Source organism: Burkholderia sp. LS-044 (genome assembly GCF_004803625.1).
GTDB classification, from domain to species: domain Bacteria; phylum Pseudomonadota; class Gammaproteobacteria; order Burkholderiales; family Burkholderiaceae; genus Burkholderia; species Burkholderia cepacia.
Genome location: NZ_SSWO01000007.1, coordinates 82,959 through 97,252 on the forward strand (window position 1 = coordinate 82,959; position 14,294 = coordinate 97,252).

At 64.2% G+C, this 14,294-nt stretch carries 15 protein-coding genes and 1 tRNA gene; 14 read left to right on the forward strand and 2 right to left on the reverse strand.

Annotated features, from left to right (window positions below; genetic code table 11):
- Positions 1 to 22 precede the first annotated feature (22 nt).
- Positions 23 to 805 (forward strand): SDR family oxidoreductase, encoded by a 783-nt coding sequence (locus E9536_RS19435; protein WP_011351770.1) that lies wholly within the window; start codon positions 23 to 25, stop codon positions 803 to 805.
- A 32-nt stretch (positions 806 to 837) separates the two neighbouring features.
- Entirely contained in the window at positions 838 to 1,278 is a 441-nt protein-coding gene (locus E9536_RS19440) for a thioesterase family protein (protein ID WP_027787712.1), read from the forward strand.
- Between the two features lie 106 nt (positions 1,279 to 1,384).
- Here E9536_RS19440 and E9536_RS19445 read toward each other — a convergent pair whose 3' ends face one another.
- Positions 1,385 to 1,930 (reverse strand): LuxR C-terminal-related transcriptional regulator, encoded by a 546-nt coding sequence (locus E9536_RS19445; RefSeq protein WP_027787711.1) that lies wholly within the window; start codon positions 1,928 to 1,930, stop codon positions 1,385 to 1,387.
- 222 nt (positions 1,931 to 2,152) lie between these two features.
- On the opposite strand from E9536_RS19445, the gene E9536_RS19450 reads away from it, so the two are divergent.
- Both E9536_RS19450 and E9536_RS19455 read left to right on the forward strand, forming a co-directional pair.
- Complete coding sequence (locus E9536_RS19450) at positions 2,153 to 2,857, forward strand: CoA transferase subunit A (RefSeq protein WP_021162428.1); 705 nt, start codon at positions 2,153 to 2,155, stop codon at positions 2,855 to 2,857.
- A gap of 1 nt (position 2,858) precedes the next feature.
- A complete protein-coding gene (locus E9536_RS19455; protein ID WP_027787710.1) occupies positions 2,859 to 3,500 on the forward strand; it encodes a CoA transferase subunit B in 642 nt (213 codons plus the stop codon).
- Between the two features lie 79 nt (positions 3,501 to 3,579).
- On the opposite strand, the gene E9536_RS19460 is transcribed toward E9536_RS19455, so the two are convergent.
- Entirely contained in the window at positions 3,580 to 4,512 is a 933-nt protein-coding gene (locus E9536_RS19460) for a LysR substrate-binding domain-containing protein (protein ID WP_136470418.1), read from the reverse strand.
- A gap of 92 nt (positions 4,513 to 4,604) precedes the next feature.
- Here E9536_RS19460 and E9536_RS19465 point away from each other — a divergent pair, with 92 nt between their 5' ends.
- From E9536_RS19465 to pheS, 10 genes are all read left to right on the forward strand, one after another.
- Positions 4,605 to 5,489, forward strand: a complete 885-nt coding sequence (locus E9536_RS19465; RefSeq protein WP_124816499.1) for an EamA family transporter — start codon at positions 4,605 to 4,607, stop codon at positions 5,487 to 5,489.
- Positions 5,490 to 5,774: 285 nt separating this feature from the next.
- Complete coding sequence (locus tag E9536_RS19470) at positions 5,775 to 6,671, forward strand: alpha/beta hydrolase (RefSeq protein WP_136470419.1); 897 nt, start codon at positions 5,775 to 5,777, stop codon at positions 6,669 to 6,671.
- Positions 6,672 to 6,751: 80 nt separating this feature from the next.
- Positions 6,752 to 7,105: a RidA family protein gene (locus tag E9536_RS19475; protein WP_021162422.1), complete on the forward strand. Its 354-nt coding sequence runs from the start codon at positions 6,752 to 6,754 to the stop codon at positions 7,103 to 7,105.
- A 44-nt stretch (positions 7,106 to 7,149) separates the two neighbouring features.
- Complete coding sequence (locus E9536_RS19480) at positions 7,150 to 9,384, forward strand: bifunctional (p)ppGpp synthetase/guanosine-3',5'-bis(diphosphate) 3'-pyrophosphohydrolase (RefSeq protein WP_060084775.1); 2,235 nt, start codon at positions 7,150 to 7,152, stop codon at positions 9,382 to 9,384.
- Between the two features lie 87 nt (positions 9,385 to 9,471).
- A tRNA-Val gene (locus E9536_RS19485) sits at positions 9,472 to 9,548 on the forward strand.
- Between the two features lie 271 nt (positions 9,549 to 9,819).
- Positions 9,820 to 11,727 carry a threonine--tRNA ligase gene (thrS, locus tag E9536_RS19495; RefSeq protein ID WP_060358201.1) on the forward strand — a complete coding sequence of 636 codons (1,908 nt, stop codon included), beginning with the start codon at positions 9,820 to 9,822 and terminating at the stop codon, positions 11,725 to 11,727.
- 49 nt (positions 11,728 to 11,776) lie between these two features.
- A complete protein-coding gene (gene infC / locus E9536_RS19500; protein ID WP_071734130.1) occupies positions 11,777 to 12,301 on the forward strand; it encodes a translation initiation factor IF-3 in 525 nt (174 codons plus the stop codon).
- A 189-nt stretch (positions 12,302 to 12,490) separates the two neighbouring features.
- Entirely contained in the window at positions 12,491 to 12,688 is a 198-nt protein-coding gene (gene rpmI, locus E9536_RS19505) for a 50S ribosomal protein L35 (RefSeq protein ID WP_004191477.1), read from the forward strand.
- Between the two features lie 30 nt (positions 12,689 to 12,718).
- Positions 12,719 to 13,078: a 50S ribosomal protein L20 gene (rplT, locus tag E9536_RS19510; protein WP_004192938.1), complete on the forward strand. Its 360-nt coding sequence runs from the start codon at positions 12,719 to 12,721 to the stop codon at positions 13,076 to 13,078.
- 148 nt (positions 13,079 to 13,226) lie between these two features.
- The gene (gene pheS / locus E9536_RS19515) at positions 13,227 to 14,240 is read left to right on the forward strand and encodes a phenylalanine--tRNA ligase subunit alpha (protein WP_021162419.1); all 1,014 of its coding nucleotides are present in this window, start codon (positions 13,227 to 13,229) and stop codon (positions 14,238 to 14,240) included.
- Positions 14,241 to 14,294: the final 54 nt, after the last annotated feature.

Consider the following 14,294-nt stretch of genomic DNA (forward strand, 5'->3'; position numbering starts at 1 on the left):
GACATCGAAAGGGGATGTGCAAATGGGTCGTTCGATCAATCTGGAAGGCAAGGTTGCGCTGGTCACGGGGGCGTCGAGCGGCCTGGGGCAGCGTTTTGCGCAGGTGCTGTCGCAGGCCGGTGCAAAGGTCGTGCTCGCGAGTCGTCGCGTCGAGCGCCTGAAGGAGTTGCGTGCCGAGATCGAGGCGGCGGGCGGCGCCGCGCACGTCGTGTCGCTCGACGTCACCGACGTCCAGAGCATCAAGGCGGCGGTCGCGCATGCGGAAACGGAGGCCGGCACGATCGACATCCTCGTGAACAATTCGGGTGTCTCGACGATGCAGAAGCTCGTCGACGTGACGCCGGCCGATTTCGAGTTCGTGTTCGATACCAACACGCGCGGCGCGTTTTTCGTCGCGCAGGAAGTCGCGAAGCGGATGATCATGCGCGCGAACGGCAGCGGCAACGGCAAGCCGCCGTGCCGGATCATCAATATCGCGTCGGTGGCCGGCCTGCGCGTGTTCCCGCAGATCGGGCTGTACGCGATGAGCAAGGCCGCGGTCGTGCAGATGACGCGCGCGATGGCGCTCGAGTGGGGGCGCCACGGGATCAACGTCAACGCGATCTGTCCGGGTTATATCGATACCGAAATCAATCATTACCTGTGGGAAACCGAGCAGGGCCAGAAGCTGCAGTCGATGCTGCCGCGCCGGCGCGTCGGCAAGCCGCAGGATCTCGACGGGCTGTTGTTGCTGCTCGCGGCCGACGAGTCGCAGTTCATCAATGGCTCGATTATCTCCGCCGACGACGGCTTCGGCCTCGCCTGAGCGGATGACATTCAGCAACACAGAAGACTGCAATGAGCGCAACAAGCGATTACTCCCCCGTATTTGAGATGTCGATGCCGATCCGCTGGGGCGACATGGACGCGTTCGGCCATGTGAACAACACGGTCTATTTCCGCTACATGGAGCAGGCACGGATCTCGTGGTTCGAGGAGCTCGGCATCGCCGGCGGCAATGGCGAGGGGCAGGGGCCGGTCATCGTCACTGCGTCGATGGAATTCCTCAAGCAACTGCACTATCCGGGCGACGTGATCGCGAAGATGTCGGCCGCGAAACCCGGCCGGAGCAGCTTCGACACCGGTTTCGAGCTTACGCGCGCGGACGATCCGCAGCACGTCTATGCGCGCGGCAAGGCGCGCTGCGTGTGGGTCGACTACGCGCTCGGCAAGTCGGTACCGCTGCCCCAGTTGCTGCGCGACACGATCGAGCGCGCGCTCGCGACGAAGGTCGGCTGAGTGCCGGCACGGCGAGGCCGGCGCTCGGGCGCCGGCGGCACGCCATGCCTGCCTGTTTCACGAATCGGCCGTCATGCGCGGCCGATTGTCATACGGGAGCCGCCATTCACTGCCCGAGCAGGCGCTGCAGCAGCTCCGGCGTATTGTTGGTGCCGTACTTGCGCATCAGCCGCGCGCGGTAGATGTCGACCGTGCGCGAGCTGATGTCGAGCACGCGCCCGATCTGCTTGCTGGTCTTGCCGGTCGCGAGCTGGGCCGCGATCTCGCGCTCGCGCGGGGTCAGTTCGACGGCGACCCGGCGCGTCGCGCTCAAATCCTCGAAGGTCCAGACGCCTGCTGCGAGCGGCGCAGTGCGGTCGAGCGCGCGGCCGGTGACGTGGCACCAGAACAGCTCGCCGTCCGCGCGTTTCATGATTCTGTCGTCCGAGTAGATGCCGTTCGCGGCCATCATGCGCGCGATACGTTCGCCGATTCGCTGGAATTCGTCCGTCGACGGGTAGAGCACCTCGTACGATTTCCCGATCAGGTCGGCCCGCACGCAGCGGAAGATCGACGCGAGCGCGTCGTTGCAATCCTCGATCACGCGGTCACGCGACAGGACGAGGCCGAGCGGCGCGAGATGGAAGGCGGTCTGGTAATCGAGAGCGGGCATGGCGCAGGCAAGCGGAGGCAAACGCTTATGTATTTTTGCGTATTGTGCCGCATCCGCGCCGCATCGTACCCTTTCAGGCATCTCGTGGCGGTTTGCCGCGGTATAAAAACAGCGCGCCTCGACGCAGGCATCGCCGTGCATGCATAGAATGGTGCGGCGGGCTTGCGGGCCACGTGGCGCGTGAACCGGTTTCGCTGGTTTCCATAGAGGAAGGGACAACAGATGAACAAAGTCTATCCAAGCGCGGCTGCCGCGCTGGAAGGGATCGTCCGTGACGGACAGACCTTCGCGGTGGGCGGCTTCGGCCTGTGCGGGATTCCGGAGGCGCTGATCGCGGCGTTGCGCGATTCGGCCGTCAAGGGCATCACCTGCATCAGCAACAACGCGGGCGTCGACGGTTTCGGCCTCGGCCTGTTGCTGGAAACGCGCCAGATCAAGAAGATGATCTCGTCGTACGTCGGCGAGAACAAGGAGTTCGAGCGCCAGTACCTGGCCGGCGAACTCGAACTCGAATTCACGCCGCAAGGCACGCTCGCCGAAAAGCTGCGTGCGGGCGGCGCGGGCATCCCGGCGTTCTTCACGAACACGGGCTACGGCACCGTGATCGCGGAAGGCAAGGAAACGCGCCAGTTCGGCGATCGCCACTACGTGCTCGAGCCGTCGCTGACGGCCGATGTCGCGCTCGTGAAGGCCTGGAAGGCCGACAAGTCGGGCAACCTGATCTATCGCCGCACCGCGCGCAACTTCAACCCGATGTGCGCGATGGCCGGCAAGATCACCGTCGCGGAGGTCGAGGAAATCGTCGAGAACGGCGAGCTCGATCCGGATCACATCCACACGCCGGGGATTTTCGTGCAGCGCATCGTGCTGAACGCGACGCCCGAAAAACGCATCGAACAACGCGTCGTACGCGCGAAAGGAGACTGACATGGCCTGGAATCGTGACCAGATGGCCGCGCGCGCGGCGAAGGAACTGCAGGACGGCTTCTACGTGAACCTCGGCATCGGCCTGCCGACGCTCGTCGCGAACCACGTGCCGGATGGTGTCGAGGTGTGGCTGCAGTCGGAGAACGGCCTGCTCGGCATCGGCCCGTCGCCGACCGAAGACGAAGTCGACGCCGATCTCATCAACGCCGGCAAGCAAACCGTCACGACGCTGCCGGGCTCGTCGATCTTCTCGTCGGCCGATTCGTTCGCGATGATCCGCGGCGGCCATATCAACCTCGCGATCCTCGGCGCGATGCAGGTCAGCAAGCAGGGTGACCTCGCGAACTGGATGATCCCCGGCAAGATGATCAAGGGGATGGGCGGCGCGATGGATCTCGTCGCCGGCGTGAAGCGTGTCGTCGTGCTGATGGAGCATGTCGCGAAGGGCGATCAGCACAAGATCCTCGAGGAATGCAACCTGCCGTTGACGGGTGTCGGTGTGGTCGACCTGATCATCACCGATCTCGGCGTGATCGAAGTGACGCCGTCCGGCCTGAAGGTCCTCGAGCTTGCCGATGGCGTGAGCGCCGACGAGATCCAGGCAAAGACGGGCGCGCCGCTCGACGTCAGCGCGGTCGCCTGAGTTTTCTTCATGTCGATTCGCCCCGCATGCCGTCAGGCATGCGGGGCGTTTATGTTTGTGGCATGCGCGCCCGGCCGCGTCAGACGACGGTCTGCAACGATTCCAAGCGTTGTTCGCCGGTGGGTGTGCCGTCGTCGGGTGAATCCAGCTGCAGCGCATGAAACAGGAAGCGTTGCAGCGTGACTGCCGCCGACGTGTGATCGCCGAGGTCCGCGCGGCTGAACAGCCCGAAATCAGCGGCGGGTGGCGCGGGCAACCCGGCTGCCAGCGGATCGAGTGCGCGCATCGTGTCGCGACGCACGTTCCAGTCGAGCAGTACCGCGACGCCGAGGCCTGCCTCGACCGCCGACTGGATCGCGGACAGGCTCGTGCTGGTGCATATGACGCGCCACGCACGGCCGGCGTCGCGCAACATCGCGAACAGCTTTTCCTGCCACGGGCAGGTGCCGCCGAACGCAACGATCGGCACCGGTTCGTTGCGAGGGAGCCGGTTGGTGGTGGCTGCGGCGGCCCAGTGCAGCGGATGCTGCCATGTCGCGAGCGGCTCTGCCCGGATCAGCGCGGGGTCGCCGATCACGAAATCCAGCGCGTGGGTCGAGAGTCGCTGCGACAGGACGGGGCTCGTATCGACGACGATCTCGAGCGCGACGTTCGGAAATGACGCTGCGAACTGTCGCAACGCGTGCGGCAGACGGCCGACGGCGATGTCCTCGAGGACACCGAGCCGGACGGTGCCCGAGATGTCGCCTGCGGCGAGCGCGGCGCGTGCGGCGAGCCCGACGCCGAGCAGCTGGTGTGCATAGGGCAGCAGCACGTTGCCCGCGGCCGTCGGCGTGACGCCGCGCGGCGAGCGTTCGAGCAGGCGCTGGCCGACTTCATCCTCGAGCCGTCGCAGCGCCATGCTGACGGCGGCCTGCGTGCGATGCAGCGCTGTTGCCGCCGTGCTGACGCTGCCGGTTTCGACCACGGTGACGAACGTGCGCAGCAGGGTGCTGTCGAGATCGCGGGCCATCAATATTCCTGATGCGAGCATAAGAATTATCAGCTTATATCAAGCATGCGGCCGCGGTTAGCATCGGCGTGTCACTGAACCGGAGCGGTTGCATGAGCGAGGAATCGAGTACGGTACGACCGGATGTCGCGCAGCGCGTGGCGTCACCTTTCACGAATGCGGTGGCGCCGCTGCTGGCCGTCGCGTCGATGTGCAGCGTGCAGCTCGGCGCGGCGCTGTCGAGGCCGGCGACGATCGAGTACGGCACCGTCAGCACGACCTGGCTGCGGCTCTGTTTCGCCGCGCTCGCGCTGGCCGTTGTCGTCCGGCCGCCGCTTCACACCTATTCCCGGCAGCGCTGGATCGCGGCCATCGCGCTCGGCACGGCGATGGCCGCGATGACGCTGTGCTTCTTCGAAGCCGTGCGTCGCGTGCCGCTCGGGCTGGCGGTCGCGATCAACTTTCTCGGGCCGCTGGCGGTCGCCACGATCGGCGTGCGCAAGCCGGCGATGCTGGCATGGCCGGCACTTGCGCTGGCTGGCGTGCTGCTGCTGGCGCGGCAGGACGGCATGTGGGTGACGGCGCCGGCCGCGCTGGTCTTCCCGGTCGGCTCCGCGCTTGGCTGGGCCGCCTATATCGTGTTGATGAAGCGTGTCGGCACGCTGTTCGACGGGCTGCAAGGGCTGTCCGCGTCGCTGTTCGTGGCCGCGCTCGTCACGACGCCGTTCGGGCTGGCGCAAAGCGGCGGCCACTTGCCGGCCGGTCAACTGATCGATGCCGCGTATCTGGCGGTGCTCGTCCCGCTGTTTCCGTACGTGCTCGAACTGATTGCGTTGCGACGGATGAGCGCATCGGCATTCGGCATCCTGATGAGCGCCGAGCCCGCGATCGCTGCGGGGATCGGTTATGTCGTGCTGGCGCAGCCGATGAGCACGCTGCAGGTCGCCGGCACGCTGTGCGTGGTCGGTGCGAGCATCGGCGCGGTCATGCAGAAATAGCCGCGCTTTCCCGGTCATGACGGGCCGGTGCGCGATGGTGCGTTTGCGGCGCCGTCGCCGCGGCCGCAGGGGAGGCTGGATCGGTAGCCTGCTGAACACGGAACACCGCGCCCGATTCCGCACGGCCGCGTGACATTCGTTGGCGCTCGCACGAGCCGCAAGCCCGCAAGGGTGGTCAGGCGACTCGTGATCCGGAACGGGTTTACAATCGATCGCATCCCCCGGCTGCCCTGGCGGGCCGGGCCCACATGCCATCGCGCCGCACCGTTCGGCAGGACGCCTCCGATGCCCACTTCCCCCGTGAACTCCCCGATTCCCCGTCAGCGGCGCGTGCAGTGTGCGAGCGCGGCCGGCCTTCACCACGTCGCCTATACCGAGTGGGGCGATCCCGCGAACCCGCGCGTGCTGGTTTGCGTGCACGGCCTGACCCGTTCCGGGCGCGATTTCGACCGGCTCGCCACGGCGCTGTCCGATACGTATCGCGTCGTCTGCCCCGACATCGTCGGGCGCGGCCAATCGGACTGGCTGGCCGATCCGCGGCTCTACGCGATTCCGCAATACGTGGCCGACATGGTGACGCTGATCGCGCGACTCGACGTCGAATCGGTCGACTGGTTCGGCACGTCGATGGGCGGCCTGATCGGCATGGCGTTCGCGGGGCTGCCCGGTTCGCCGCTGCGCCGGATGATCGTCAACGACGTCGGCCCGCGCATCGAACCCGATTCGCTGACGCGCATCGGCGAATATCTCGGCGTGCAGCCGCGCTTTGCGACCGAGCAGGAGGGCATCGACTATCTGACGTCGCTGTCGCTGCCGTTCGGTGCGCTGAGCGCCGACGAGTGGCGCGAGATCAACGGGCCGCTGTTGCGCGAACTGCCCGAAGGTGGCTGGACGGTCCGCTACGATCCGCGCATCGCCGAGCCGTTCAAGGCAACCACGCCCGAGTTGGCCGCACTCGGCGAGGCCGCGCTGTGGCACGCCATCGAGACGACGGATGCATCGCTGCTCGTCGTGCGGGGCGAGACGTCCGACCTGCTGTCGCGCGAGACGGTGGCCGACATGGTGCGTCGTGGCCGACATGTCACGCACGCCGAGATTCCAGGGGCGGGCCATGCGCCGGCGTTCATCGACGCAGGCCAGATTGCGCTCGCGCGGCGGTTTTTCGTCAAAGGCGGCGCATAAACGCGTCATAATATGCGGTTCGACGGCACGCGGGCCGTGCCGTCACCCGAATCTCCATCCACTCACGACCGGAACATTCCATGGCAGTCATTCGTCACCACGTCGGGGCCCGACTCTCCGAAACCGCGATCCACAACGGTACCGTGTATCTGGCCGGCCAGATCGCCGAAGACACCACGCAGGACATCAAGGGCCAGACGCGCGAAGTGCTCGGCCACATCGACCGCCTGCTCGCCGAAGCGAACAGCGACAAGGCGCATCTGCTGTCGGTGCAGATCTACATTTCCGATCTGGCGAATTTCGACGGCATGAATGCGGAGTGGGACGCATGGGTCGCGCAGGGCAACACGCCGCCGCGCGCCACCGTCGAGGCGAAGCTCGCGGATCCGGCGTTGCTCGTCGAGATCGTGGTGGTCGCCGCACAGCGGAGCTGAACCGGACGCAACCCGACGATGATCGCATTCCGCCAGGCCAAGCAATGACCGAGTCCGTTTCCGCTTCCCCCGTCGCGGCACCGTCGTTCGACGACGTGCTCGCGTTCGTGCGCGAACGGGCCGGCGACGCGCGCCTGTCGTCGGGCGAACTGCTCGCCGATCACTCGGCGGGCACGGCGTCGATCATGCGCACGCTGAACGTCGATCCGCCCGCGATGCAGGCGGCCGCACTATTCGTGCTGACGCCGCACTTGAGCGACCCCGAGCGCGAACTCACCGAGCGTTTCGGCGACGAAGTGGCGCGGCTCGTGTCCGACGTGCGTAAGCTGTTGCGGCTCGGTACCGTCAGCCTGCGTGCCGCGCAGAACGCGGTGCCCGATGCGGGGCGCGACACGGCGGAAGAGCGGCGTACGCAGATCGAGGCGCTGCGCAAGATGCTGCTCGCGTTCGCGCAAGACATCCGCGTGGTGTTGATCCGGCTCGCGTCGCGCCTGCAGTCGCTGCGCTACTACGCGGCCGCGAAGATCGACCCGCCGCCCGACGTCGCGCGCGAGACGCTCGAGATCTATGCGCCGCTCGCGAACCGTCTCGGTATCTGGCAACTGAAGTGGGAGCTCGAGGATCTCGCGTTCCGCTTCGAGGATCCCGTCACCTACAAGCGGATCGCGAAGCTGCTCGACGAGAAGCGCATCGAGCGCGAAGCGTACGTCACGCAGGCGATCGACCGGTTGCAGCAGGAGCTGGCGGACGCGCACATCCAGGCCGATGTGAGCGGCCGGCCGAAGCATATCTACAGCATCTGGCGCAAGATGCGCGGCAAGGAGCTCGATTTCTCCGAGCTGTACGACGTGCGCGCGTTTCGCGTGATCGTGCCGGACATCAAGGATTGCTACGCGGTGCTCGGCATCGTGCATCACCTGTGGCAGCCGGTGCCGAAGGAGTTCGACGACTACATCTCGCGGCCGAAGCCGAACGGCTACAAGTCGCTGCATACGGTCGTGATCGGCGATGACGGCCGCGCGTTCGAGGTGCAGATCCGCACGCAGGAGATGCACCGTTTCGCCGAGTACGGCGTCGCCGCGCACTGGCGCTACAAGGAGGCCGGCGCGCGCGGCTACGGCGGCCAGTTCTCGGCGAGCGACAAATACGACGAGAAGATCGCATGGCTGCGGCAGCTGCTCGCGTGGAAGGATGACGTCGAGGACGGCGCGGAAAAGTCGGGCGACAAGGCGTGGGCCCAATTGCGCGAGACGTCGCTCGACGACGACCACATCTACGTGCTGACGCCGCAGGCGCGTGTGATCGCGTTGCCGCAGGGCGCGACGCCGGTCGATTTCGCGTACCACCTGCACAGCGAGCTTGGCCATCGCTGCCGTGGCGCACGCGTCGACGGCGCGATGGTGCCGCTCAACACGCCGCTCGCAAACGGCCAGACGGTCGAGATCGTCGCGGTGAAGGAGGGCGGGCCGTCGCGCGACTGGCTGAACCTGCAGCTCGGTTACATGAAGAGCCCGCGTGCGCGTCAGAAGGTGCGTGCATGGTTCAACTCGATCGAGCAGGAAGAAAACATCTCGCACGGCCGCGCGCTCGTCGAAAAGACGCTGCAGCGCGAGGGCAAGACATCGGTCAACCTGGACAATCTCGCCGCGAAGCTCGGCTTCAAGTCGCCCGAGGAGCTGTTCTCGGTCGTCGGCAAGGAAGAGTTCAGCCTGCGCAATGTCGAGCACGCGCTGTCCGATGCGCCGCCGCCGGAGCCGGCGCCCGAAGCACCCGCCGATTTCGAGAAGCGCAGCAGCGGCGCGAGCGTGGCGCACGGCGCGTCGACCGGCGTGCTGGTCGTGGGCGTCGACGCGCTGCTGACCCAGCTCGCGCGCTGCTGCCGTCCGGCGCCGCCTGATCCGATCAGCGGTTTCGTCACGCGCGGCAAGGGGATGTCGATCCACCGCACCGATTGCCCGACGTTCCGCCGGATGGTCGAGCGCGCGCCGGAGCGCGTGCTGCAGACGACCTGGTCGGCCGACGTACTCGGCGGGCGCGGTGCGTCCGTCTATCCGGTCGACCTGATGATCGAGGCAAGCGACCGGCAAGGGTTGCTGCGCGATATCTCCGAAGTGTTCGCGCGCGAGAAGATGAACGTGGTGGGTGTGAAGACGCAGAGCCGCCGCAATGCGGCATTCATGCAGTTCACGGTCGAGGTGTCGAACTCGGCGCAGGTGCAGCGCGCGTGCACGCTGCTCGGCGAGGTGCAAGGTGTCGTGAGGGCGGGGCGGAAGGCATGATATGGGGTTGGAGCCCCGTTATTTTGCTGCGACCGCATAAAAACACTTGCCAAGCCGGTAACGGCTCCATATAATCTTAGCTTCTTTAGGCTCGTAGCTCAGCTGGTTAGAGCACCACCTTGACATGGTGGGGGTCGTTGGTTCGAGTCCAATCGAGCCTACCAACGAATTGAGAATGCCCGGTCTCCGGGTGTTCGATGCAGTAAATAACTCAACGCGAACAAGGCGAATACGGTTATGACACCGCGAACGTTGACCGAAACCTTTTCGGAGCGACGCTAGTCGAGGAACCCTTTCGCCCTTTCAGTCTGAGTGAAGTATCGAATGCGGCCCCTCGAAAGCGGGGCCGCATTTTTTTTGTCGCGAATTTTTCCCGCGCGATTTTCATGTCGCGTACCTGGTCTGCCGCCCACTGTCGGCATCACGGAGATTGCTATGGTTTCGATACGCTTGCCTGACGGCTCAGTTCGACAATACGAGCATCCGGTGACAGTTGCCGAGGTTGCAGCCTCGATCGGTCCCGGCCTTGCGAAGGCTGCGCTTGGTGGCAAGCTCGATGGCGAGCTCGTCGATACGTCGGCCGTGATCGACCGCGACGCGTCGCTCGCGATCGTGACCGACAAGGATGCCGACGGCCTCGACATCATTCGCCACTCGACGGCGCACTTGCTCGCATACGCGGTGAAGGAACTGTATCCGGACGCGCAGGTGACGATCGGCCCGGTGATCGACAACGGCTTCTATTACGACTTCTCGTACAACCGTCCGTTTACGCCTGAAGATCTGGAGAAGATCGAAAAGCGCATGCAGGAGCTCGCGAAGAAGGACGAGCCCGTGACACGCCGTGTCGTGTCGCGCGACGAAGCGGCGGGCTACTTCCGCAGCATCGGCGAGAAGTACAAGGCCGAGATCATCGAATCGATTCCGCAGAGCGACGAAATCAAGCTGTATTCGCACGGCGGCTTTACCGATCTGTGCCGAGGCCCGCACGTGCCGTCGACGGGCAAGCTGAAGGTCTTCAAGCTGATGAAGGTCGCGGGCGCGTACTGGCGCGGCGATTCGAAGAACGAGCAGCTGCAGCGCATCTACGGCACGGCCTGGACGAAGAAGGAAGACCAGGACCAGTACCTGCACATGCTCGAGGAAGCGGAAAAGCGTGACCACCGCAAGCTCGGCAAGCAGCTCGACCTGTTCCACATGCAGGAAGAATCGCCGGGCATGGTGTTCTGGCATCCGAAGGGCTGGGCGCTGTGGCAGCAGGTCGAGCAGTACATGCGCCGCCGCGTGAACGAAGCCGGCTACCTCGAGATCAAGACGCCGATGATCATGGACCGCTCGCTGTGGGAGGCGTCGGGCCACTGGCAGAACTACCGCGAGAACATGTTCACGACGGAGTCGGAGAAGCGCGACTACGCGATCAAGCCGATGAACTGCCCGGGTCACGTCCAGGTGTTCAAGCACGGTTTGCGCTCGTATCGCGACCTGCCGCTGCGCTACGCGGAATTCGGTTCGTGCCACCGCAACGAGGCGTCGGGCGCGCTGCACGGCCTGATGCGCGTGCGCGGCTTCGTGCAGGACGATGCGCACATCTTCTGTACGGAAGACCAGTTCATCTCGGAATCGATCGCGTTCAATACGCTGGCGATGAGCGTGTACAAGGACTTCGGTTTCGATCACATCGACATCAAGCTGTCGCTGCGCCCGGATCAGCGTGCGGGCACGGACGAGACGTGGGATCGTGCCGAGCAGGGCCTGCGCGACGCACTGACCGCCTGCGGTCTGACGTGGGAAGAATTGCCGGGTGAAGGCGCGTTCTACGGTCCGAAGATCGAGTACCACATCAAGGATGCGCTCGGCCGTTCGTGGCAGTGCGGTACGCTGCAGCTCGACATGGTGCTGCCGGAACGCCTCGGCGCCGAGTATGTTGCCGACGACAGCAGCCGTCGCCGGCCGGTGATGTTGCACCGTGCGATCGTCGGTTCGATGGAGCGTTTCCTCGGCATTTTGATCGAGCACCATGCTGGTGCAATGCCTGCCTGGCTCGCGCCGTTCCAGGCAGTTGTGCTCAATATTGCCGAAAGTCAGGCCGAATATGCGCAATCTCTGACCCAATCGTTGCAAAAACAAGGGGTTAGAGTGACGGCCGATTTGCGCAATGAGAAGATTAGCTATAAAATACGCGAGCACACGCTGGAAAAGGTGCCTTATCTCCTCGTCGTGGGTGATAAGGAGCGTGATGCGCAAACGGTAGCCGTGCGTGCCCGTGGCGGCGTCGATCTTGGCGTGATGCCGGTCGAAGCCTTCGTTGAGCGTCTGCAGGAAGACCTGCGCTCGTTCAAGTAACCGCCCTGGCAGCGCGGCTCGTTTTTTTAATTTTTAGAGGAAACGTAACATCGCTACTGATAAGTCGTCGCATCGCATCAACGGTGAAATCACTGCGCCGGAAGTGCGTCTGGTCGGGATCGAGAACGAACCGCTCGGTATCGTAAAACTCGCTGATGCTTTCCGTAAATCGGAAGAACTGGATGTTGACCTGGTGGAAATCGCGCCGCAAGCGGTTCCCCCGGTTTGCCGTCTGATGGATTACGGCAAGTTCAAGTACCAGGAATCGAAGAAGCAGCACGAAGCGAAGCTGAAGCAGAAGGTCATCCAGGTCAAGGAAGTCAAGTTCCGCCCGGGTACCGATGACGGGGATTACAACGTCAAGCTCCGCAATCTCGTGCGCTTCCTCGAAGAAGGCGACAAGACGAAGATCACGTTGCGTTTCCGCGGTCGCGAAATGGCTCACCAGGAAATCGGTATGCGGATGCTTGAGCGTCTGCGCACGGATCTCGAGGAAGTCGGCCAGGTCGAGCAGATGCCGAAGATGGAAGGGCGCCAGATGATCATGGTGCTCTCGCCGAAGAAAAAGAAGTAACGGGCCCGCGCGCTTTGCGCGCAGGTTCGCAGTGGTTCGGCGCGTTGCCCGGTCAGGGCAACGTGCCAGCAATGACGGCGGCTGCGCAAGCGGTTCGCCGTACACAAGTGGACTGGGTTTCGAAGGGCGGGTCAAGGGCGCAAGCCAACCGCACACCCATCGCCATCTAATAAACTGGAGTTGTTCGTCATGCCTAAGATGAAGACCAAGAAGAGCGCTGCAAAGCGCTTCGTGGTGCGTCCGGGCGGTACCGTCAAGCGCGGTCAAGCCTTCAAGCGTCACATCCTGACCAAGAAAACCACGAAGAACAAGCGCCACCTGCGCGGCGCAACGGCAGTTCATGATTCCGATCTGAACTCCGTCCGCGCGATGCTGCCGTTCGCGTAACCCCTCAATCGATACTCTAAGGAGAGAAACATGCCTCGAGTCAAACGTGGGGTAACCGCACGGGCCCGCCACAAGAAGATCATCAACCTGGCCAAGGGTTATCGCGGTCGCCGCAATAACGTCTACCGCATCGCCAAGCAGGCGGTGATGCGCGCTGGTCAGTACGCATATCGCGATCGTCGCAACAAGAAGCGTGTGTTCCGCGCACTGTGGATTACGCGTATCAACGCGGCGGTTCGTCAGCACGACATGACCTACAGCGTGTTCATCAACGGCCTGAAGAAGGCGTCGATCGAACTCGACCGTAAGGTGCTGGCTGACATGGCGGTGTTCGATAAGGCTGCTTTTGCTGCGATCGTCAAGCAGGTGAAAGCCGCCGTTGCAGCCTAATTGCGAAATTAGCACTGCGTGGTTAGTTGCAGCGATGCTCCGGTAGTTTCGGCCGCTGCAGCGAAAACGGGGCTCTTCCGAGCCCCTTTTTTGTTTGGTGTGCGATTTCGCTCGCCAAGACCGAATGACGTTGGAAATGATGGGATCTATGGATCTGGACCAGATTGTCGCCGACGCGCAGCAGTCCTTCGAACAGGCTGCCGACATCACCACGCTCGAAAACGAGAAAGCACGATTTCTCGGCAAATCGGGTGCGCTGACCGAGTTGCTGAAGGGCCTCGGCAAGCTCGATCCCGAAGCACGCAAGACCGAAGGCGCACGCATCAACGTCGCGAAGCAGCAGGTTGAAGCCGCGCTGACCGCACGCCGTCAGGCACTGGCCGACGCGCTGCTGAACCAGCGCCTCGCCGCCGAGTCGATCGACGTGACGTTGCCGGGCCGCGGCGCCGGTGCAGGCAGCCTGCACCCCGTGATGCGCACGTGGGAGCGTGTCGAACAGATTTTCGGCTCGATCGGCTTCGATGTGGCAGACGGCCCCGAAATCGAGACCGACTGGTACAACTTCACATCGCTGAACAGCCCGGAGAACCATCCGGCGCGTTCGATGCAGGACACCTTCTACGTCGAAGGCAAGGATGCCGACGGCCGCCAGCTGCTGCTGCGCACGCACACGAGCCCGATGCAGGTGCGTTACGCGCGCATGAACCGTCCGCCGATCAAGGTGATCGCGCCGGGCCGCACGTATCGCGTCGACAGCGATGCGACCCACTCGCCGATGTTCAATCAGGTCGAGGGGCTGTGGATCGACGAAAACATCAGCTTTGCCGATCTCAAGGGCGTCTATACCGACTTCCTGAAAAAATTCTTCGAGCGCGACGACATCCTCGTGCGCTTCCGTCCGTCGTATTTCCCGTTCACGGAACCGTCGGCCGAGATCGACATGATGTTCGAGCAAGGCAAGAACGCCGGCAAGTGGCTCGAGATTTCCGGTTCGGGGCAGGTGCATCCGACCGTGATTCGCAACATGGGCCTCGATCCCGAGCGCTACATCGGCTTCGCGTTCGGCAGCGGCCTCGAGCGCCTGACGATGCTGCGCTACGGCGTCCAGGATCTCCGGCTGTTCTTCGAGAACGACCTGCGTTTCCTGCGCCAGTTCGCGTAACGCCGCGCGCCGCGCCGACCTGTGCCCGTGCACGCCCCGACGGACGATCCGGCG